General features: G+C 63.0%; 14 protein-coding genes. 5 read left to right on the top strand and 9 right to left on the bottom strand.

Annotated elements, in window-relative coordinates; translation table 11 throughout:
• Positions 1-189: 189 nt before the first annotated feature.
• Complete coding sequence (locus NOX35_RS23305; protein WP_256494886.1) at positions 190-1,203, top strand: intradiol ring-cleavage dioxygenase; 1,014 nt, start codon at positions 190-192, stop codon at positions 1,201-1,203.
• A gap of 8 nt (positions 1,204-1,211) precedes the next feature.
• Here the strand turns inward: NOX35_RS23305 and NOX35_RS23300 are convergent, their stop codons facing one another.
• Genes NOX35_RS23300 through NOX35_RS23285 form a run of 4 tightly spaced genes read right to left on the bottom strand, consistent with a single transcriptional unit; the run spans position 1,212 to position 6,479 of the window.
• A complete protein-coding gene (locus NOX35_RS23300) occupies positions 1,212-4,643 on the bottom strand; it encodes an AAA family ATPase (RefSeq protein WP_256494885.1) in 3,432 nt (1,143 codons plus the stop codon).
• Complete coding sequence (sbcD, locus tag NOX35_RS23295; protein ID WP_256494884.1) at positions 4,640-5,884, bottom strand: exonuclease subunit SbcD; 1,245 nt, start codon at positions 5,882-5,884, stop codon at positions 4,640-4,642. The genes NOX35_RS23300 and sbcD overlap by 4 nt, the downstream gene beginning before the upstream one ends.
• Positions 5,885-5,932: 48 nt before the next feature.
• Positions 5,933-6,211, bottom strand: coding sequence for a hypothetical protein (locus tag NOX35_RS23290; protein WP_256494883.1), 279 nt, complete (start codon positions 6,209-6,211; stop codon positions 5,933-5,935).
• 1 nt (position 6,212) lies between these two features.
• Complete coding sequence (locus NOX35_RS23285; protein ID WP_003068137.1) at positions 6,213-6,479, bottom strand: DUF2164 domain-containing protein; 267 nt, start codon at positions 6,477-6,479, stop codon at positions 6,213-6,215.
• 242 nt (positions 6,480-6,721) lie between these two features.
• Here NOX35_RS23285 and NOX35_RS23280 point away from each other — a divergent pair, with 242 nt between their 5' ends.
• Both NOX35_RS23280 and NOX35_RS23275 read left to right on the top strand, forming a co-directional pair.
• Positions 6,722-7,696 (top strand): quinone oxidoreductase, encoded by a 975-nt coding sequence (locus NOX35_RS23280; protein ID WP_256494881.1) that lies wholly within the window; start codon positions 6,722-6,724, stop codon positions 7,694-7,696.
• A gap of 15 nt (positions 7,697-7,711) precedes the next feature.
• Positions 7,712-8,656, top strand: coding sequence for a LysR family transcriptional regulator (locus tag NOX35_RS23275; RefSeq protein ID WP_256494879.1), 945 nt, complete (start codon positions 7,712-7,714; stop codon positions 8,654-8,656).
• A 78-nt stretch (positions 8,657-8,734) separates the two neighbouring features.
• On the opposite strand, the gene NOX35_RS23270 is transcribed toward NOX35_RS23275, so the two are convergent.
• From NOX35_RS23270 to NOX35_RS23250, 5 genes are all read right to left on the bottom strand, one after another.
• Positions 8,735-9,976: a helix-turn-helix transcriptional regulator gene (locus NOX35_RS23270; RefSeq protein ID WP_182284609.1), complete on the bottom strand. Its 1,242-nt coding sequence runs from the start codon at positions 9,974-9,976 to the stop codon at positions 8,735-8,737.
• A 215-nt stretch (positions 9,977-10,191) separates the two neighbouring features.
• On the bottom strand, positions 10,192-11,436 hold the full coding sequence (locus tag NOX35_RS23265) for a TolC family protein (protein ID WP_256494877.1): 1,245 nt from the start codon (positions 11,434-11,436) through the stop codon (positions 10,192-10,194).
• Positions 11,437-11,501: 65 nt separating this feature from the next.
• The gene (locus NOX35_RS23260) at positions 11,502-14,600 is read right to left on the bottom strand and encodes an efflux RND transporter permease subunit (protein WP_256494875.1); all 3,099 of its coding nucleotides are present in this window, start codon (positions 14,598-14,600) and stop codon (positions 11,502-11,504) included.
• Positions 14,600-15,667 carry an efflux RND transporter periplasmic adaptor subunit gene (locus tag NOX35_RS23255; RefSeq protein WP_182284606.1) on the bottom strand — a complete coding sequence of 356 codons (1,068 nt, stop codon included), beginning with the start codon at positions 15,665-15,667 and terminating at the stop codon, positions 14,600-14,602. The genes NOX35_RS23260 and NOX35_RS23255 overlap by 1 nt, the downstream gene beginning before the upstream one ends.
• An 824-nt stretch (positions 15,668-16,491) precedes the next feature.
• A complete protein-coding gene (locus NOX35_RS23250) occupies positions 16,492-18,336 on the bottom strand; it encodes an ABC transporter ATP-binding protein (RefSeq protein WP_256494874.1) in 1,845 nt (614 codons plus the stop codon).
• Between the two features lie 130 nt (positions 18,337-18,466).
• On the opposite strand from NOX35_RS23250, the gene NOX35_RS23245 reads away from it, so the two are divergent.
• Both NOX35_RS23245 and NOX35_RS23240 read left to right on the top strand, forming a co-directional pair.
• Positions 18,467-19,585, top strand: coding sequence for a M28 family peptidase (locus NOX35_RS23245; protein ID WP_256494872.1), 1,119 nt, complete (start codon positions 18,467-18,469; stop codon positions 19,583-19,585).
• A 144-nt stretch (positions 19,586-19,729) separates the two neighbouring features.
• On the top strand, positions 19,730-20,173 hold the full coding sequence (locus tag NOX35_RS23240) for a DUF3617 family protein (protein ID WP_256494870.1): 444 nt from the start codon (positions 19,730-19,732) through the stop codon (positions 20,171-20,173).
• Positions 20,174-20,184 lie beyond the last annotated feature (11 nt).

The following is a 20,184-nucleotide window of genomic DNA, read 5'->3' as shown; positions in this document are numbered from 1 at the left end:
AGGGTCTGGATGGTAAGCCAAAGCCCTTGGGCCGGCTCGGCATGGGAGGGGTGACCTTGGCGCCTGATCGGTGAAACCATCAAAAAACGTAGCGGGTGGCGCTTTACGGTAAAGGCATGGATCGTATTTTTGTATAGCATCGGTAAAGATGAGGCAGTCGCTGACTGCGTTGGTGGCTGCGGCGCTAGCATGGTGCGATTCACAGACGAGTCCTTGCCGCCCATGACACAGCCGCACTCCTCATCCGAAACGCTTGTACCGGCCACGCGCGCAACCTCGCGCAGAAGCTGGCTGCGGCAATCCGCAGCCCTGCTGGGGGCACTGCCCTTCATGCCATTGCCCGGTCGTGCCGCGCCCGCCGCAATCGGTTCGGCAGCAGCGCCGGCCACGGCCGGCACGACGAAGGCCGCTGTTCCATGGCTCAGTGGCGGCACCAAGGCCATCACCGCTGCCGTGCGCGGCATCAATCCGTTTGCTGCCGCCGGGCTGGCGGGCGGTTGCCGCCTTACCTGCGAGGCCACCATAGGCCCCTGCCACACGCTGTCGCCCGAGCGCATGGATGTCAGCGATGGCTGGGATGGCCTGCCGCTGCATATGCAGATCCGTGTGGTCAACGATCGCTGCGAGCCGGTGGCGGGTACGATTGTGGAGATCTGGCATACCAATCACACGGGCGGTTACTCGGGCCAGATTCACCGCATGTGCAACAACGATGCCGCCGATGTGAACAAGCAGTTCTTTCGCGGCTATCAGCGCACCGACGGCAATGGCGTGGCGCGCTTCGACAGCTGTTACCCCGGCTGGTATCGCGGCCGTGCCGTGCATGTGCACTTTCGCATTCTGCAGGGCAGCTACGATCCGGCGGACAGCGCTGCATCGTGGCTGACCAGCCAGCTGTTGTTCAGCGATGCGCTCAACAGCGAGATCTTTGCGCAGGCGCCGCTCTACAAGGACAAGGGCCAGCCCGATACCCGCCTGGATGTGGACAACGTGGTCGGGCAGGAGCCGGACAAGACGCCTTATGTCTTCGATGTGCAGAACCTGGGCGGGGTGATGCTGGCATCGAAGACCGTGGTGGTGCGCAGCGAGACTGCCGACAGGCCCTGCCAGGTCAAGGGCTCCATGCCGCCAGGCGGCCCGGTTGGGCCAGGAGGTCCGGGGCGGCCCGGCGGCATGATGCCGCCACCTCCGCCCGGCACCTGAGCCAGGCTTCAGATCACCAGTCTGGAGTAGCCGATTCCGGCTGCTTTTTCCACGCGGATCTGCGCCGGAATACGCTCCTTGAGCGCTTCCACATGGCTGATGACGCCAATCATCTTGCCGCTGGCGTTGAGTGCGTCTAGTGCGGCCAGGGCGATCTCCAGCGTGTCGCCGTCCAGCGTGCCGAAGCCTTCGTCCAGGAATAGCGAGTCAATCGAGGTCTTGCTGCTGACCAGATCCGACAGTGCCAGCGCCAGTGCCAGGCTGACGAGAAAGGCCTCGCCGCCCGAAAGCGTGCGCGTGTCGCGCGCCACATCGCCCTGCCAGCCGTCCACGATGTCCAGTTCCAGCTCGCCCGTGGGCTTGCGCCGCAGCAGATAGCGGCCGTGCAGGCGCTCCAGGTGCCGGTTGGCCAGATGCAGCAGATGGTCCAGCGTCAGCCCCTGGGCAAATTTTCGGAACTTGTCGCCCTTGGCGGAGCCGATCAGGCTGTCCAGGTGTTGCCAGAGATCGCTGTCCTGTTCCTGCTCGGCAATCCGGGCCAGCAGGGCTTGCTGGCCCGCGCGGCGCTGGTCGTCGTCCGCCAGGCGGGCGCGGTGGGCGCCCAGTTGCTCGGCCTGCTGGGCGCGTTCGGTCTCCAGCTGGGTAATCTGCTCGGTAATGGCTTCGGGTGCTTCATCGCTTAGCGCCTGTGCTTGCAGTACGGTCAGGCGCTGGCTGGCGTCTGCCTGCAAGGTCGCCGTGCGTTGTGCCGCGCCCTGAAGCTGGTTGCTCAGTGCCTGCAGACCTTGCTGTTCGGCATCGGACAGCAGGGCTGCAGTGTATTGAGCCTCGTCGGAAAACGGGCTGGCCTGCAGCGCTTGCTGCCATTCGGCCTGGGCCTGCCGCGTCGATTGCTGCAACTGCTCGAGCGTGGCTTGTGCCTGGCTTGTCTGACCTTGCAGCGTGGCCAGCTGCTGCGCTGTCTGCTCGAGCATGGTTTTGCAGTCATGCAGCGTGGCGGCGGCTGGCACTGTATAGGCGATGGCGTCGGCGGACAGGTCTGGCAGGGCCTGGCCGCGTTGCAGCCAGTGCTCTGCATCTTGCGCGGCTTGCTCTACCTGGCGTTGCAGCAGGTCGATCTGCTGGCTCAGCTCTTGCATTGCCTGTTGCTGGCGCTGCCATTGTTGCCATTCCTGCTGGCGTGCAGCCAGCCAGTCTGTCGTGTCCGCGCTCTCGGGCAATGCATAGCCTGCCGTCTGCAGGGCATGCTGCAAGCGGGTCTGCAGGCCGCAGGCCTGCTGCATCAAGGCTTGCAGTGCCTGAGCGGTCTGCTCCTGCTGCGTCAGATTGCTCTGCAGAGCCTGCTGGGTGCTGGCCTGTGCATGCTCGATCTGCTGCTGGTGTTGCAGGGCCGCCTGGAAGGCCTCTTTGGCCTGTTGCAGCTGGCGTTCGGCAGTTTCGGCATCGGCCAGGTTCTGCTGCAGCTGCGCAATCTGCTGCCCGGCTTCAGCGCAAGCGGTGCGCAGTGCATCGGGCTGTTGCCATGCAGCCTCGTCCGGCGGCACCACACTCTGCGCGCGCAAGTCAGCCCAGCGTGCCAGCCATTTTTCAATCTGCTGGGCAATGGCCTGGTGCTGCTCCTGCTGTTGCTGCTGCTGACCCTGGGCAGTGGCCAGCGCGGTGTTCAGCTGCTCGCCCTGGCGCTGCAGGGACTCGAGTTCACTCTGTGCCTGCTGCAGCGCAGCGCCAGTGGCTGATACATCCAGCGCCGCGTATTCGGTGATGGCTGGGTGATCCTGAGACCCGCACAGCGGGCAGGCTTCGCCGGGCTGCAGCGCGGCGCGGTGCTCTTGCAGGCTTTGGATGAGGCGCTCCTGGTCAAGCAGGGCTTGCTTGTCGGCCACCTTTTCCTTGAGCGCCTTGTACTGCGCACGCAAGTCATCGCGTTGCGCCAGTTGCTCCTGAATGCGGGAACCAACGGAGTTCAAGGCTTGCGCATTGCGCTGCTGCTGCACGTCCAGGGGCTGGCGCAGCGCGGCATGCTCCTGCAACTGCTGCCAGTGATGCAGCTGGCGCTCTGCGTTTTGCCAGTGGCTGCGCAACTGAGGCAAGCTGCCGTGCGCGACCAGTTGCTGCTGCAGGGCCTGCTCTGCGGCCTGCTGCTGTTGCCGCGTCAGGGAGACTTGCCGTGTCGACTGCGTGGATTGCTGCGTCTGTTCATCTGCTTGCTGCTGTAGTTGCCGGGCGAGCTTCTGCAACTGCGTCATCTGGCCTTCTGCCTGAACGGTTTGCCGTTGCAGTTGCTGGCCTTGCTGCAGCTGCTCGCGCCAGCCGCTGAGGTTTTCACCCAGCAGGGCGTGGCTGGCATGGGTCTGCAGCCATACGGCCAAATTAGCCTGCTGGGCCTGTGCAGACTGCAGCTGCAGCCTTGACTGCTGCAACTGATCGCCAGCCAATTGCCGGGCCTGCTGGTGTTGATGCCATTGCACGCTTTGGGCTTGCAGCCGCAGGGTATGCAGTTGCTGCAATTGCGCGGCCTGTTCGCTTTGCTGGTCTTGTGCCAGTTGCCAGCGATGGTGCATGGGCTGGATTGCCTGCGCAGGTCCGTGGGCCTGCAGACGCAGCAAATCGTGCGCGGCATCACTCAGCGCTTGCTGGGCGTTCGCTTGTGCATTGCGCGCCTGTTCCACGTCCTCCATGGCCTGCATGGTCTGTGCCTGCCAGCGTTGCACGGTTTGAAGTTGCCGGTGGCGTGCCTGCAGATCCGTCAAGCCGGTCTGCAGCAGCGCGGCCTGGGACAGCAGCTGCTCGCGCGTGCCGGCATCCAGAAGCTGCATGCCCTGGGCCTGGGCCTGCTGCTTTTCCAGGGCCTGGCGGGCGTCGCGCGCTCTTTCGAAAACGGACTGGGAGATGCGACCGTAGATATCGGTGCCGGTCAGTTCTTCGAGCAGCTCGGCGCGTTCATTGGCCGTGGCCTGCAAGAAGGCGGCAAAGCCTCCCTGGGCCAGCAGCATGGACTTGGTAAAGCGCGCAAAGTCCAGCCCGGTGATCTCGGCGATGCGCCGGGTTTTGTCCTTGACATGGGTGGTGAGTATGCTGCCGTCCGCTACCAGTGCCAGCTCCACCCTGGGAGCTTGCAGGGCTGCGTCCGGCTTGCCGCGCGCGCGGCGCTGGCTCCAGAAGGCGCGATAGGCCACGCCCTTGACTTCGAACTCCACCTCTGCTTCGCACTCACCGGTGTGGCGCGTCATGATGTCGTTGCTGCCGCTGATGCTGTCGAGCCGGGGCGTCTGGTGATAGAGCGCAAGGCAGATGGCATCGAGCAGTGTGGACTTGCCAGCGCCCGTGGAGCCGGTGATGGCAAACAGGCCGTTGTCGACAAAAGGGGCTGCGGTGAAGTCGATGTTCCACTCGCCCTTGAGCGAGTTCAGGTTCTTCAGCCGCAGTTTGAGAATTCTCATGCCGCTGCTCCTTGCTCGTCATGGAGACCGTGCAGCACCTGTCGATAGCGCTCGGTCAGCGCCGATTGCAGCGGCGGCTCCAGGCTCTCCTGGGCCAGTCGGCGCGCAAACACATCGAGCGGGGTGAGTTCATCCAGCGACTCGCGGGCCTCGCCGGACAGCGGTGCAGCAGCCTGGCTGCGCTGGCGCTTGATGCGCAGAATCTCCACGGACAGCGACTCGGCCATGGCCTGCACGCGCGCTGTGAGGTCGGTGAGATAGTCGTCCTCCTCTACCGTGACTTCAAGCCAGACAGGCAGATTGTTGCGGGTTTGCGCGGCGGCAGACTTCAGCAGCTCTGGCATCTGCGCCAGAGTGCCGGCGATGGAGGCCATGGGCTGGAACACCGGCACGGGCAGGGCGGTGACGGCCTGCAGCCCGTCGGCATCCAGATCCACCAGCAGTACCTGCTTGGCCTGTCTGGCTTCGTCAAAGCCCAGGGCGATCGGAGAGCCGCTGTAGCGGATGTGATCGAGTCCGCCGACGAGCTGCGGCTTGTGGATATGGCCAAGGGCGATATAGCAGGCCGGCGGGAAGGCATTGGTCGGAAAGGCCTCCAGTGCGCCCACATAGATTTCACGTACCGATTCATTGCTGCTGGTACCCACCGTGGTCAGATGGCCGGTGGCAATGATGGGCAGCAGTTTGCCTTGGGCGGCCTGCATCGCCTGTTGCTGCTGCAGGGCGGCGGCATACACGCGCTGGTAGGTGGACGCAATCGCGGTTTGCAGTGCCTGCTGCTTGTCCTGTGCGCTTTGACCGGCCTGGCTTTGCTGCACATCACGCGGGCGGATGAAGGGCAGGGCGCAGACGATACAGCCAGGCTCCTGCGCTGTGCCACGCCGCGGCAGCGTGACCACATGCCGGGCCTCATCACCGGTCGAACTGACCACCTGGGCGCCCAGGTAAGACAGCAGCTCGCGGCTTTCATCGAGTACGCTGACCGAGTCATGATTGCCCGCCAGCATCAGCAAGGCCGTGCCTGCGTCGTGCAGGCGTACGATGAGCTGGTTGTACAGCTCGCGTGCATAGCTGGGTGGGGCTCCGGTGTCGAAGATGTCGCCGGCGATCAGCACGGCATCCACGGCATGGGTCTGGACCTGGGTGAGCAACCAGTCGATCAGGGCCTGATGCTCGGCCTGACGGCTGCGGCCCATGAAGTGCTGGCCCAGATGCCAGTCGGAGGTATGAAGAAGACGCATGCGGCGATGGTATGCCAGCCGGGCCGACTGGCGGGTGCAGGCGCCGTCTTATTCGCTATCCAGCCGTGCTTGCGACAGCTCTTGTTCGAACAATGCATGGCCCTTGGCCCAGCCGCCACCCCAGATCAAATCCATGGTCTCGGCCAGCGCCTCCAGGCGCGGTTCGTCGAGGTCCGAGCGTGCATGCTCGGCCTGGAACAGGCGGTAGAGCGCGGCCTGGCTCATGCCTTCATCCCTGAGGGCATGAGCCAGTTTCTCCAACGCCGCCGCAGTCGGAGCCGGCTGACCTGGCAGCAAAGCTGCTTGCAGGCGTCTGGCAGGAATCATTTCAGCGTTTGCCTGTGCGCTTGGCCGTCCAGTAGCTGAATTCTTCCTTGCCCACTTCATAGTCCAGCTCCTGCAGCCGGGCCTGCAGGTTCTCCTGCACATCGGCCACGGCACGGTTGTAGATGCTGGGGCCTATTTCCGCGAGAAAGAAATTCAGCAGGGCACCGGATTGCATATTGCCTATGGGTTCGTCCATGTTTTCGCGGAAATAGCGTTCTATGGAGGCAATGGCCTGCTGCTGTGCGTGTTTGGGGAGTTCTATGCTCATCGATCAAGCTTTCTTGTAAAACTTCTTTCGCTTCAGGCGTCTGATTTCGTTTCAGCTGACTGGCTATCCTGTCTCGCAACAGGCGGCGTGACAGTGGCACTCTGCTTCGAGACTTCGGAGCAAGCTCAGGGTTTGAGGTGGATATTGCTGCACCACATGCACTTATTATGTGCATGCGCTCATGTTGATGCACGTAGATGGCACGAATACGATGGCTGCTTCATCATTCGCAAGGAAAAGCCATGGCCCTCGCCATTCGAATCTACAGCTCAGGTGCACCCGAAGTGATGCAGCTCGAAGAGCTGGATCTGCCGTTGCCGGGGCCGGGCGAGGTTCTGCTCGAGCAGACCGCCATCGGTGTCAATCCTCTGGATGTCAATCAGCGCAAGGGCATGGTCCCGATTGCATTGCCTTCGGGATTGGGCCTTGAGGGCGCGGGTATTGTGGCCGCCGTGGGCTCGGGGGTGTCGGGCCTGAAGTCAGGCGATCGGGTCGGCTACGCCACCGGGCCGCTGGGCGCGTATGCCAGCGCGCGCTTGTTCCCCGCTGACCGTCTGATCAGGCTTCCGGACGCACTTGGGGACGAAGCTGCCGCATCGGTCCTGTTCAAGGGCATCACGGCCCAGTACCTGCTCAAGACCACCGGCCAGGTGAAGCAGGGCAGCCGAGTGCTGATCTATGGCGCAGCGGGGGCTCTGGGGCAACTGATGTGCGCTTGGGCCAAGCATCTGGGCGCCCAGGTTCTGGGCGTCGTCTCCAAGCCCGCCAGCGTGGAACGCGCCAAGGCGGCAGGCTGCGACCAGGTGTTTGTCTTTGATGCGCAGACACTGGCATCCCAGGTGATGCAGGCCACGCAGGGCCAAAAGGTGGATGTGGTCTACGACTCCATCGGAAAAGACACTTTCCTGGCTTCGCTGGACTGCCTGCGACCCAGAGGGCTGATGGTGTCGTTTGGTGCCACATCGGGCCTGCCGCCTGCCGTCGAGGTGGCCGTGCTCAATGCCAAGGGCTCGCTGTTTCTGACCCGTCCGTCTCTGGCCGCGCATACGGCAACGACAGAGGAGTATCAGAGCCGTGCGCAGGACGTGCTGGATGCCATCGCAGGCGGCATACTCACGCCTCGCATATGGAAAAGCTACGCGCTCAGGGACGCAGCCCTGGCGCACGCAGACCTGGAGCAAGGACGCTCGCAAGGCTCGATCATCCTCACCCCCTGAATCGCTACAGACACCATGGAGATATTCGACAGCCAGCACACGGATGAGCTCTCCACGCTGGTCGCACTGGCAGACCAGGGTTCGTTTGCCGCTGCGGGACGATTGCTGGCGCGTCACCCTTCGGTGCTCTCCAAGCGCATGCAGGCTCTCGAGCGCAGACTGGGCGTGCGCCTGGTGGAGCGCACCACGCGCCAACTGCATTTCACCAACGAGGGCTGGCGACTTGTCGAAAAGCTGCGCCAGGCTGCCCATCTGATTCGGGATGCAGAGCAGGAAGCGGCGCAGGGAGCGCAGGAAATACGGGGGCGCCTGCGCTTGTCCATGCCTGCGACGATGGGGCGGCGGTGGATCAGCCCCATGCTGGCGGATTTTTCCCTGGCCTACCCGGAGGTTGCGCTTGAAGTGGAGTACAGCGAGCGCATCGTGGACATTGTGGGAGAGCGTTTTGACGCCGCCATACGTATCGGCAATCTGGCGGACAGCCGGCTGGTTGCCACGCGGCTATGTGATCAGTACCGCCTTCTGTGTGCATCATCCAGCTATCTTGAGCGCCATGAAGCGCCAAGCAGGCCTGCGGATCTCGCTCATCACAACTGCCTGGGCTACACCGGCCTGCTGGACTTTCCGCAATGGCGGCTGGTTCAGCCGGCAGGAAAGAAGGTCGCCAGTGTTGCCGAATCGGTGCGCGTCAGTGGCTCCATCCTCAGTAACGACAATGAAGCGCTGCTTCATGCGGCTCTCAAAGGTGTGGGCATCATCGCCGGCAGTGACTGGCACCTCATGCCCTCCATCCATGCTGGAGAACTCGTCCGCATACTGCCGCAATGGACATTGGGGGAAGCCGGAGGCATCTACCTGGTGCGCCCATCGGGGCGGTACAACACCGGCGTCATGAAGGCATTCAGGCAATGGGTGACCGAGGCCTTTGCGGCAGCGCCCTGGCGGCCCGCAGACCGCTGAGGAGCCTTGCCTGTCCCGCTGCTTCAGGGCGATGAGGACGGACCGCACAAGGCCTGGGGCGCGGTTGCTGCGCGAGGATCAGGAGTCGCTCTTGCTTCCCAGCCAGGCCGCGCTATTGAGAAAGAACCGTACCAGCTCGCTCTGACGGCGTGCGCCGGTCTTGGAGAAGATGGAGCGCAGGTGAGCTCTTGCGGTATTGAGGCGAATGCCCAGCTCTTTGGCAGCCTCCTCCAGTGTCAAACCATGGGTCAGCTGTATCACCAGCGAGGTTTCTGCAGAGGTGAGCTGAAACAGCTGCTGCGCCAGATGTGTGGAAGGATCGGCTTTGCCATCCGTGTTGCGCATGAACACGGCGACGCAGGGACGGCTCTTTCCCTCCGCTCTTTCGCCCGAGGAAATGCTTTGGACCACAAGCCCCCAGTTGAGCTGACCCGAAGGGCGGGCAATCGAGATGCCTTCGGTCATGACGGACGTCGATGCCTGGGATGACAGCAAGGCATCCTTGACCAAGCGCTGGAGCTTTCGGTTGTCGCTGGCATATTCAGCCTCCAGCATGCCGCCGGAGATCCTGAGTCCATCCTGAGCATCGAGAATGCCTTTGGCCGCAGGATTGCTTTCCAGCAATCGGCCATTCTGGTCCAGGATGACGACACCCACCATCAAGCGAGCCGTGACGGTGCTGTACAGCGACATGACCTGACGATCATGGTGCAGTGCCAGATGCATGTTCAGCGCACGGCGGATGTGCGGCATGAGCATGCGCCCCAGATCCAGATCCCGCTGACTGAAGGCGGGCTCCGACTCGGGGCGTGTGATCCGCAGGCCGTAGACACTGCCATCCGTGGTCACGATATCTGCAGCCATCACATGGAAAATATTGTGCAGACGGCACCAGTCCTTGTAATAGATGCAGCTGCGCCACTCGTGCTCAGACATGAGGTCCGGAATGGTCGTGAATTGCTCCTTGGGCATGCCAAGGAAAGGACTGTGCTCGCTGTAGACGTCGTGCGTAAGCAAGCCCTCGAGCCCTCCGGATGCGGTGACCACCAAACCGATATTGTCTCCCTCGGTCTGGCGGATGATCAGCACTGCAAAATTGCTGCGCATATGCGTGCGAATCACCTCCAGGCAGGGAACCCAGGCCTGCGGCAAAGAAGCCGCATCGTAGAGGTGATTGATGAATTCGCTGAAGCGCTCCGCACTGATCAGCTCTGTTGTCTCAGGGTTCTGAACTCCGGAGATCGAGCCATCTTTGAGAGCAAAAGTCATTGAGGCTTGTGCGTAATCGATGGGTTTCAGTTTGCCGTAGGTGGGGCTCATTGCATTGACCTCTTGCTGTCTCGCATTATCAGCGCCTGATTGTTCGGCTTCGATTTGCAAGACTTCACCCATGGCGTCATTGGTATCCCTGGTTCCGGCGCTGGCCGGGACGAGCCGGCAGGAATTGGCAGGGCCGACATTCTCGGTCCTGGCCCGATCAGCGCCGGCAGCCGCAGGTGCCGGCACACGGAGGCATCGCACTGTCTGGCGAGGGATCAATCGTCAAAGTCCCAGAGCTCATGCAGGTCCAGGCGCAGGCGGCTATCGCTCTCCAGCGTGTCCATGCGTGCCATGCGCTCGGCCAGCGCTGCGTCGGCAAGCACACGGCGCGCAGCCAGGAGCTCGGCCAAGCCGGACTCGCCGGCACGATAGGCGCGCATTGCGCGGTCGGTCGCACTGCGCTGAAGCGTCGCCGCTCGGACCTGCGCCGCGGCTGCAGCTCGCCTGCCATTCAGCTGACTCCAGAGCACATCGAAGTCCGCCCCCAGGCGTCTGGCTACCGCCAGGCGACGCGACAGTGCTGCATCGGCATCGGCCAGCGCGGCCGCAGCCTGGGAAGCCCGGTGGGCGGAGCCCAGTGGCAGACTGATGCTGAGGCCTGCAATGCGCTCGGCACCACCACGCTCGCTGCTGGCAAACACACCGATAGTGAGGTCTGGGCGGCGCTCGAGATCCGTGCGGCGGGCCTGGTGCTGCGCCAGAGTTTCCTCGGACAGGGCCAGCAAATACTCATGGCTGTGCTCTATGTAGCGTGAGCGCAGCTGAGCCTCCGATCCGTTCGGGAGTGCGGGCAGCGCGCTTGCGTCGATTGAAATGCCGGCCAGAGGGCAGAGGTCGGGAAAGCGTGAGCAGAGCTCGGCCTGCGCCGAGGCCCGCGCGGCCTCTGCTGCGGCCAGCGCAGCCTGCATGCGGGCCTGTTCGGCGGCTGCCAGCTCGGCTTCAAGCCGGGCCGCATCGCCCGCGCGCAGACGGCGCTCGGTGATGCTTGCAAGCTCTGCAGCGGCATCGGCATTGTCCTGCGCCGCCTGGCGGGCCTGAGCAGAGCGCTGAGCCGAAAACCACAAGGCCAGCAATTGGCGTGCAGTCTCGTGCCGGGCGTCCTGCGCTGCCAGCAGGCCGGTGGTCCGCGTTGCCTCGGCCAGCTCGGCGTCGACGGCTGCCTTGCCCCAGAGTCGTAGCGGTCGCTCGATGGCAATCTGGCCTTCGGTGAATCGCTGGCCGGAGCCATCATGGGTCCAACGGCGCTGACCACTAGCTCGGACTACTGTTTCATGGGGGCCCACGCGCAGACCGTCGGCTCGAGCCTGAGCACCCCTTCGTGCTGCGTCGGCTGCTTGCACGGTAGGCGACTGTTCTACCGCCATGCGCACCGCCGCCTCCGAAGGCAGGTAGCTCTGAGCCTGGGCTGCACTCGTAAAAAATAGAACTGTGGCACAGGCATGAAGCAGACGATTTTTCATAGGCAAACTCAGAAAATACGATTTGGAGCTACCGTGGGCTCTGTTGCAGAAAGCGTTTGCAGCTTTCATTTTTGAACTTCCCTAGCACTGCGTGCTACGCCAAAGCGCTCAAACAGCAGTGGTAACAACAGCAGGGTCAGAGCCGTGGAACTGATCAATCCCCCCGCCACGACGACGGCCAACGGACGCTGAATTTCCGAGCCAGGGCCAGTAGCCAGCAGCAGCGGCACCATGCCCAGAGCCGTGATGCAGGCCGTCATCAGCACAGGCCTGAGGCGGTCGCGCACGCCTTGGCGTACAGCCTGGGTCAGCTCCATCCCCGACGCCAGCAGTGCGTTGAAGTGCGAAACCAGCACCACGCCGTTGAGCACGGCAATGCCCAGCAATGCAATAAAGCCCACAGAGGCGGGCACCGACAGGTATTCGCCGCTTATGCGCAATGCGGCCATGCCTCCCACTAGTGCGAACGGAATGTTGGCAATGACCAGCAAGGCCTGTCGCATTGAGCGGAAGGTGAGAACCAGCAACACGAAGATCGCCGAGAGCGCCACAGGAACGACCAACGCAAGGCGGGCGGCCGCGCGCTGCTGGTTTTCGAACTGGCCGCCCCAGACAATGCGCAGATCCTTGAGTGCGGGGTCGGCAGTCAAAGATGCCTGGGCCTCGCTTACGAAGCTTGCGAGATCGCGTCCTTCGACATTGACCTGAACCACGGCGAAGCGCGCTCCGTCCTCATGGTCGATACGTACTGGTCCGTCCTGAGGGGAAAGTGTCGCTAGCGAAGTGAGTGGCCAGGTGGTCCCATCGGGGGCGGTCACAAGAAGGCTTGCCAGGCCTTCGGGCGATTGCCGCAGTGTCGTTCCGCCACGAAGCAGTAGCGGCGTACGTACCATGCCTTCGGGCACGATGCCTATACGATCGCCCTCAATCAATGCGCGTAGCTGGGCCTGCAAGGCATCACCAGAAAAGCCGGATTGGCCAAGTGCAGCACGATTGAGAACGACTTGCAGATATTGCACGCCGCTGTTGCTGGGGGCAATGACTTCGGAGGCGCCGGAGACGGTGCGCATGCGTGCAGCAATCGCCTGGGCCGCGGCATCGATCTTGGCCAGATCGGTACCGAAGATCTTGATGGCCACGTCGCCTCGCGAGCCGGTCAGCATCTCGGACACGCGCATCTCGATGGGCTGCGTAAAGCCGTAGATCAGGCCCGGAAAGCCTTCCATCACGCGGCGGATGGCATCTGCAATATCTTCCTTGCTGCCACGCCACTGAGCACGTGGCTTGAGCACCAGAAAGGTGTCGGTCTCGTTGAGGCCCATGGGATCCAGCCCCAGATCGTCCGAGCCCGTGCGCGCCACGATGGAGCGGATTTCCGGGACGCCTTCGAGCAGGGCTTGTTGCACGCGCTGATCCATATCCAGCGATGCGGTCAGTGAAATTGACGGGGCTTTTTGCAGCTGCACGATGAGATCGCCTTCGTCCATGGTTGGCATAAAGGTCTTTCCCACTGACAGATACAGGGCCGCTGCGCCGGCCAGCGTCGCCAGTGCGATGCCAAACACCGTGCGCCGGTGCGCCAGGCTCCAGGCCTGTAGCCAGGCAAAGCCGCCGGACAGCTTTCGCATCAGCCAGGGGGCATCACTGGAATGCGAGCGCAGCAGCAGTGAAGCCAGCGCCGGAACAACAGTAAATGCGATGAGTACAGACGCGCCAAGGGCCAGAACGATGGTCAGGGCGACTGGCGCGAACAGCTTGCCTTCCAGGCCTTGCAGCGTCAGCAGCGGCAGGAACACAATGGCGATGATGGAAACGCCTGCCAGCATGGGGGCAGACACTGCCGATACGGCATCCCGGATCAAGCCGAAACGGTCCACGGACTTTGCCGAAGACGCATCTTCTTGACTGTGAGCCAGTGCTGTCTCGATGTTCTCCACCACCACCACCGAGGCATCCACCAACATGCCCAAAGCGATGGCCAGACCACCCAGGCTCATCAGATTGGCCGTCAGGCCCACGTAGCGCATGAGCAGGAATGTGGCCAGCATGGACAGAGGGAGTGTGGCGGCCACTACCAATGCAGCGCGCACGCCGCCAAGGAACAGATAAAGGATGACGACTACGAGCACGCTGGCTTCGACCAATGCGCGCACTACGGTGCCGGCGGCACGCGAAACCAGTTCGCCCCGGTTATAGAACACCTGGATGCTCATCCCTTTGGGCAGGCGCGGTACCAGCTCGTCCAGTCTGGCCTGCACTGCATCGACCAGACTGCGAGCATCCACGCCGCGCAGTCCCAGAACCAGTCCCTGGACGGCCTCGCCCTGGCCATCACGACTCACGGCGCCGTTGCGAGTGGCCTCGCCCAGGCGTACCGTGGCCACATCACCTACCGTGGCTGCGGCCTGTCCGTTTCTGGCCGGAACGATCACGACGGCCCGCAAATCGTCGAGCCCGCGCACGCCACCTTCCACGCGTACCACCCAATGCTCCTCACCTCGGTCCAGTCGGCCTGCTCCATCGTTGCGATTGTTGGTGTCGAGTGCCTGACGCAACTGCTCCAAGGCCACGCCACGCGCGCGCAGCCTCGCGGGGTCGGGAATCACCTCGTAGCTCCGTACCACGCCACCCAAGGCATTCACGTCGGCAACGCCGGCGACAGTGCGCAAGGCCGGCCTTATCACCCAGTCCAGCACACGTCGGCGCTCGGCCAGAGAGTAGCTCTCGCCATCAACCGTAAACATGAACATCTCGCCCAACGGCGTGGTGATGGGGGCCAGCCCTCCTTCTGCGCTAGCAGGCAGGTCGCGCTGTATGCCGGCCAGCCTTTCGGAGACCTGCTGGCGAGCCCAGTAAACGTCCGTGCCCTCGGCAAAGTCCACAGTCACGTCGCTGATGCCGTACTTGGAAACCGAGCGCACGATGGTCTTGTGCGGCAGACCAAGCAGCTCCTGTTCCACGGGGGTGGAGACGCGCTGCTCCACCTCTTCAGGCGTCATGCCCGGCACCTTCAGGATCACTTTGACCTGGGTTGGTGAGATGTCGGGGAACGCATCTATGGGTAGATGCACATAGGCCCAGGCGCCGGCCAGTGCCAGTGCCAGTGCTGCGAGTAGCACTAGAGCTCGCTGACGCAGCGAAAAATCGATCAGCCTGGCCAGCATCACTGACCTCCGGACAGCAGGTTCTTGAGCGCAGCGATACCTGCAATCGCAATCCCCGCATTTGCTGGAAGCACTCCGCGCACCACGGCTGTAGCTTCGTCTCTGGTTTCCACCGACAAGGGGGCGAAGCGCACGCTCTTGTCCGTGCGGATGAACACACCGGTCTGGCCTTGCCAGTACACCAGTGCCGAGGCGGGGATGCGCAGACGGTTGCCTGCTTTCGACTGCGCCTTGTCCGTGTCTGAATCCTTCAGCGTCAATAGGGCTGTAACACTTTCTCCCAAGCGCAGATCCCCGCTCTTGGTTAGCGCAACACGCACACGCATCCCTGCGCTACCGTCGCCAACTGGCGCAATACCCTCGACACGGCCTGCGGCGCCGCGAGTGATGACCTGCACACTGTCACCTACGGCGGGCAGTGGGACCTCTCGACCCAGTAGCAAATCGAGTTCCAACGCCTTGGGATCAGCCACTCTCACCAAGGGTGCCGATGCATCGACACGCGCGCCTGGTTGGACCATTACTTCAGTCACAATGCCGGCACGCGTTGCCAGCAACTGCGCCTCATTCCCAGCCAGTTTCACACCACTGGCAGCCAGCTCGGCGCGTCGGGCTTGGGCCATGGCCGCAGCCTCTGTGGCTCGTGCCTGTGTTGACTGCCATCGACTGGCAGCGATGATTCCGTCTTCATGGAGCAATCGGTCTCGCGTCAGGGATTGCTGTGCCAGCCGCGACTGTGACTCGGCTTCCGCCACTGCGCGACGCGCTTCATAAAGCTGAGGGCTGGTGAAAGTCACCACGGGCTGACCCGCTCGCACGGACTGGCCTACAGCTACCAGCACACGTGGCAGCGCCCCCGCATAAGGCGCAGCCACAACGACCTGGGCATCGGGTTTCAGAACCACACGCGCATGAGCCGAGATATTGAGCTCGCCAGAACTCTGGATGGATTGGAAGCGCACGCCCAAGGTACGCGCCTGCTCAGGGGATAGAGACACGGCCTCGGCGGCCATGCCTGCGACTGGCAGCGCAAGTGCGCCGGCCAACAGCCATTGGTGGAAGAGCATTCCTGACTCCGGAAAAAGAAAAGACATGCATCCGTGCGTATGCATGGATGCTGGCAAGCCTGTGAAAGGCTTGGGAGGTCAGGAAAACTGAGGCGGAGCTTGGGCCGGGGATGGTCGTATGACGCGACCTTGCCAGCGTGAAAGCCTGTGCGCCGGCTCGGGAGGGGATGTGGGCCTTGCGGCAGTGCAACGCATGAGCGAGGCACGCAGACCCCAAGTCAGCAGAGTGAGGCCAATAACGGCCAACAGTGGGACAGGGACCAGATCTAGCGGTTGCAGTGCATTTTGCACGTCAACTTCAAAAGGCTCGGATTGAGCTTGATGGACATCGTGGTCACTGAGAGAGTCGTGTCCAGTGAACAGATGGAAATGAGAATCAGCAATTCTGGAAGGTGTCGTGTGCACATGCAGGCCAGATTGATTCGGAGTCCCGAAGTGGCCGTGCAGCAGCGGTATCAGCAGTTGCGCCGCCATGATCAGCAGCAGCAATGCGCTCCGCAGAGAAAGTCTCTGGATTGCACGCAACATGCGGTCGATTGTAGCGCTGAGACTTTCGGCCCAACAACACAATCCATTGATCAGGACTAGACATTCCGCCGACAAGCCGCCCGGCCGTTCGGCTGGCCGCTGCTGGTCGGCTATCCGCAGCAGCGTCTACAGCGATGGATAGGGCTCGAAGGCATGGCGCCGTGCCGGGCATTGCATGGCTGCTGCAGCGCAGCCAAAAAAGGGGAGCCAGGCTCCCCTTCGAATTGCTGGTGCCCTCAAGAAAGAGCCTGATGAGCCGCATATCAAGCGCCACAAGTCATGCCAGCTGGGCCGGCTTATTGCACGGCTTCGTCCTGGTCGGCCAGGAAGCCGCCGCTTTGGTGCGCCCAGAGCTTTGCGTAGATGCCGCCGCGCTGCAGCAGTTGCTGGTGTGTGCCTTCCTCCACGATATGGCCTTCGTTCATGACGATCAGGCGATCCATGGCGGCGATGGTGGACAGGCGGTGGGCAATGGCGATCACGGTCTTGCCGTCCATCAGCGAGTCCAGGCTTTCCTGGATGGCAGCTTCCACCTCGCTGTCCAGCGCGCTGGTGGCTTCGTCGAGCAGCAAAATCGGAGCGTCCTTGAGCATTACGCGCGCAATTGCCACGCGCTGGCGCTGGCCGCCCGAGAGCTTGACGCCGCGCTCGCCCACCTGGGCGTCATAGCCGCTGCGACCCTTGAGGTCGGTCAGCGTGGCAATGAAGTCCGACGCCTCGGCCTTGTCGGCGGCGGCCTGCATCTCGGCTTCGCTGGCGTCGGGGCGGCCATAGAGGATGTTGTCGCGCATGGAACGGTGCAGCAGCGAGGTGTCCTGCGTCACCATGCCGATGGCACTGCGCAGGCTGTCCTGCGTCACGCTGCGGATGTCCTGGCCGTCGATGGTGATGCGCCCGCCTTGCGGCTCGTGAAAGCGCAGCAGCAGATTGACCAGCGTGGACTTGCCCGCGCCCGAGCGACCGATCAGGCCGATGCGCTCGCCGGGACGGATGTGCAGGTTCAGATGGTCCAGCACCTTTTTGCCGCCCACCTTGTAGCCAAAGCTCACATCCTCGAAGGCAATCGCTCCTCGCGTGACCTGCAGCGGCTTGGCGTCGGGAGCATCGACGATGGCACGAGGCTTGGTCAGCGTGGTGATGCCGTCCTGGATGGTGCCTACGTTCTCGAACAGGCCCGTCATCTGCCACATCACCCAGTGCGAGTAACCCATCAGCCGCAGCGCCATGGCAATCACGGCCGCCACCACGCCGGCGGAGGCCTGAGCCTGCGTCCATAGATACAGAGCCGTTCCGCCGCTGGCCAGCAGCAGCAGGGCAATCATCAGGTGGTTGGTGATCTCGAACAGGCTGACCAGACGCATCTGCGCATAGCCCGTGGCCTTGAAGGCTTCCATGGCATTGCGCGCATATTCGGCTTCGCGGCGCGTGTGGGCAAACAGCTTGACGGTGGCGATATTGGTATAGGCATCGGTGACGCGGCCCGTCATCATGGAGCGCGCATCGGCCTGCTCCTTGCCGATATGGCCCAGGCGCGGCACGAAATAGAAGCAGGCGGCGGCATAGGCGATGAACCACAGTGCAAACGGAATCATCAGCCGCCACTCGAAGCTGGCGGCCAGGATCAGAATGCCGATCATGTAGACGCCCACGCCCACAAACACGTCCACCACCATGAACACCACTTCCCGCACCGACAGCGCGGTCTGCATGATCTTGGTGGTGATGCGGCCGGCAAATTCGTCCGCATAAAAGGACATGCTCTGGCCCAGCATCAGCTTGTGGAACACCCAGCGCAGCCGCATGGGAAAGTTGATGGCCAGCACCTGGTGCATGACGGTGGTGTGCAGGGCCAGCAGCACCACGCTGCCCAGCAGGATGGCGGCGATGCCAAGCACCGTGGACTGCTGTTCGGCCCAGAAGTTGGCGGGCGAGACCGTGCCGAGCCAATCCACCACGCGGCCCATGATGGCGAACAGCACTGCTTCGTAGGCTGCCAGCAGTGCCGAGGTAAGGGTCATCAGACCAATCCAGCCGCGCATGCCCTGGGTACAGGCCCAGACAAAGGCAAAAAAACCTTTGGGCGGGACCTTGGGCTCCTGTGCTGGATAAGGTGGAACCTGCTTTTCAAAAAATCGGAACAAGATGGCAATACTCCCGGTACATGCGTGTGGCACTTCTGGCGCCGATGGTAGGGGAGCCGGCTCAGTTGGTGCAAAGTGGCGTGGATGACCGCTTATGCAATGTGCCCTTGAATCCGCAGCCACCTCTGTCATGCCGCAATCCATCCCATCCCGCCCCGCATCTTCATCGCCCCACACGCCCCGCACATCCCGCAAATGGGTGAGAGGCACGGCGGCCCTGCTTGCCGCGCTGGTGGCCGTCAGCGGTATCGGCGGCTGCATGCTGGCCCAGCCCGTGGCGCAGACTGCACCCGTCTCCCTGCCTGCGGGGCTGCAGATTTCGCCTGAACGCCTGCAGACGCATGTGCGGGTGTTGAGCGAGGATTTTCTGGGCCGCAGCTTTGACCAGCCGCAAATTCTGCAAAAGTCCGCGGACTATATTGCGGCCCAGCTGGCGCAGTCGGGTGTGACGGCGCAGCGGCAGCGCTTCGAGGTGGATGGCCGGGAGTACGAAAACCTGATCGCCCGCTTTGGCCCGCAGGACAATGCTGCGCCCTTGCTGGTCATGGGGGCGCATTACGACAGCGCCTTGACCGAGCATGAGCACAGCCATGGTGTGAGCACGGCATCTGCTGCCGGGCCCACGCCGGACACGCACACCCCAGGCGCCGACGACAACGCCAGCGGTGTGGCCGGACTGCTGGAGCTGGCCCGGGTGCTGGCAGCGAACCCGCCGACGCAGCCGGTGGAGCTGGTGTTCTACACGCTGGAGGAGCCGCCCAACTTTCGCACTGACGATATGGGCAGCTACCGCCATGCCAGGTCGCTGCAGGACAGCGGTCGCGCCGTGCGTCTGATGCTGTCGGTGGAGATGATTGGCTACTACAGCGATGCGCCCGGCAGCCAGAGCTATCCTCTGACGGCGCTGGGCTGGTTCTATCCCGATCAGGCCAATTTCATCGCGCTGATCGGCGAGCTGAAGAATTTTGGTGCCATGCGTCACACCAAGTCCGTGATGCGCGCGGCGGCCGATGCCGGTCAGCCGCTGGGCGTGTATTCGCTGAACTCGCCGCGCTTTGTGCAGGGTGTGGATTTTTCGGATCACCTCAATTACTGGCGGCTCGGCTATCCGGCCATCATGGTCACGGACACCTCTTTCATGCGCAACCCTCACTACCACCAGAGCACGGATACCTGGGATCGCCTGGACTATGCGCGCATGGCGCAGGTCGTGCGCATGCTGGCCGCTGTGGCGCTGGATAAAGGATGACGCAGATCAGGCCCGCATGGACCCGGACTTCGGCCATGTACAACACATCAACCCGATTTCTTCCAGCCGCCGCGCTGACGGCAAGTCTTTGCTGTGCCGGCGCGGTGTGGGCGCAATCCGCGGGTGCTGCGGCCGAGGGGGGGCATGGCCCAGCTCAAGGTCTTGCAGTCCATAGAGCCGGGTTTGTGGCAGGTCAGGACCCGTACCGAGCCTGCGCCGAAGCAAGGCGCTGCGTCATCCGCGCCTGAGCAGGGCTGCCTGAAGGCTCAGGACATTGCGGAAGATTTGCAGGCCTTTCTGGCCCAGGACGACAGCATGAGCTGCAAGGGCTTGCTGCAGACCAATAGCGACGAGCTGGCGGTGCTGCAGCTCAGCTGCCCCGTGCCCAGCAAGGAGATACTGCGCAAGTCGGCGGCCAAGCAGTCCTTGTTCAAGGCGCCGCCCGCCGTGATCGAGGTGCGGCGTTTTTCTGCCACGCATTTCCAGGTCAGCAGCAAAGGTCCGGCCGACAAGAGCGCGGGCAGGAAAGCTTCTTCGGAATTCACCACCGTGCAGGACTACGAGCGTCTGGATGACTGCCCTTGGTAAAGCGGTAGTCT

This window comes from Comamonas sp. C11, from assembly GCF_024496285.1.
Lineage (GTDB): Bacteria > Pseudomonadota > Gammaproteobacteria > Burkholderiales > Burkholderiaceae_C > Comamonas > Comamonas testosteroni_F.
This window is presented reverse-complemented; position numbering and strand designations above follow the sequence as displayed.

Excerpts from the sequence above, each read along its gene's own strand:
- NOX35_RS23305 (WP_256494886.1), top strand. The coding sequence starts at position 190 with ATGGTGCGATTCACAGACGAGTCCTTGCCGCCCATGACACAGCCGCAC.
- NOX35_RS23300 (WP_256494885.1), bottom strand. The coding sequence starts at position 4,643 with ATGAGAATTCTCAAACTGCGGCTGAAGAACCTGAACTCGCTCAAGGGC.
- sbcD (WP_256494884.1), bottom strand. The coding sequence starts at position 5,884 with ATGCGTCTTCTTCATACCTCCGACTGGCATCTGGGCCAGCACTTCATG.
- NOX35_RS23290 (WP_256494883.1), bottom strand. The coding sequence starts at position 6,211 with ATGATTCCTGCCAGACGCCTGCAAGCAGCTTTGCTGCCAGGTCAGCCG.
- NOX35_RS23285 (WP_003068137.1), bottom strand. The coding sequence starts at position 6,479 with ATGAGCATAGAACTCCCCAAACACGCACAGCAGCAGGCCATTGCCTCC.
- NOX35_RS23280 (WP_256494881.1), top strand. The coding sequence starts at position 6,722 with ATGGCCCTCGCCATTCGAATCTACAGCTCAGGTGCACCCGAAGTGATG.
- NOX35_RS23275 (WP_256494879.1), top strand. The coding sequence starts at position 7,712 with ATGGAGATATTCGACAGCCAGCACACGGATGAGCTCTCCACGCTGGTC.
- NOX35_RS23270 (WP_182284609.1), bottom strand. The coding sequence starts at position 9,976 with ATGAGCCCCACCTACGGCAAACTGAAACCCATCGATTACGCACAAGCC.
- NOX35_RS23265 (WP_256494877.1), bottom strand. The coding sequence starts at position 11,436 with ATGAAAAATCGTCTGCTTCATGCCTGTGCCACAGTTCTATTTTTTACG.
- NOX35_RS23260 (WP_256494875.1), bottom strand. The coding sequence starts at position 14,600 with ATGCTGGCCAGGCTGATCGATTTTTCGCTGCGTCAGCGAGCTCTAGTG.
- NOX35_RS23255 (WP_182284606.1), bottom strand. The coding sequence starts at position 15,667 with ATGCTCTTCCACCAATGGCTGTTGGCCGGCGCACTTGCGCTGCCAGTC.
- NOX35_RS23245 (WP_256494872.1), top strand. The coding sequence starts at position 18,467 with ATGCCGCAATCCATCCCATCCCGCCCCGCATCTTCATCGCCCCACACG.
- NOX35_RS23240 (WP_256494870.1), top strand. The coding sequence starts at position 19,730 with ATGGCCCAGCTCAAGGTCTTGCAGTCCATAGAGCCGGGTTTGTGGCAG.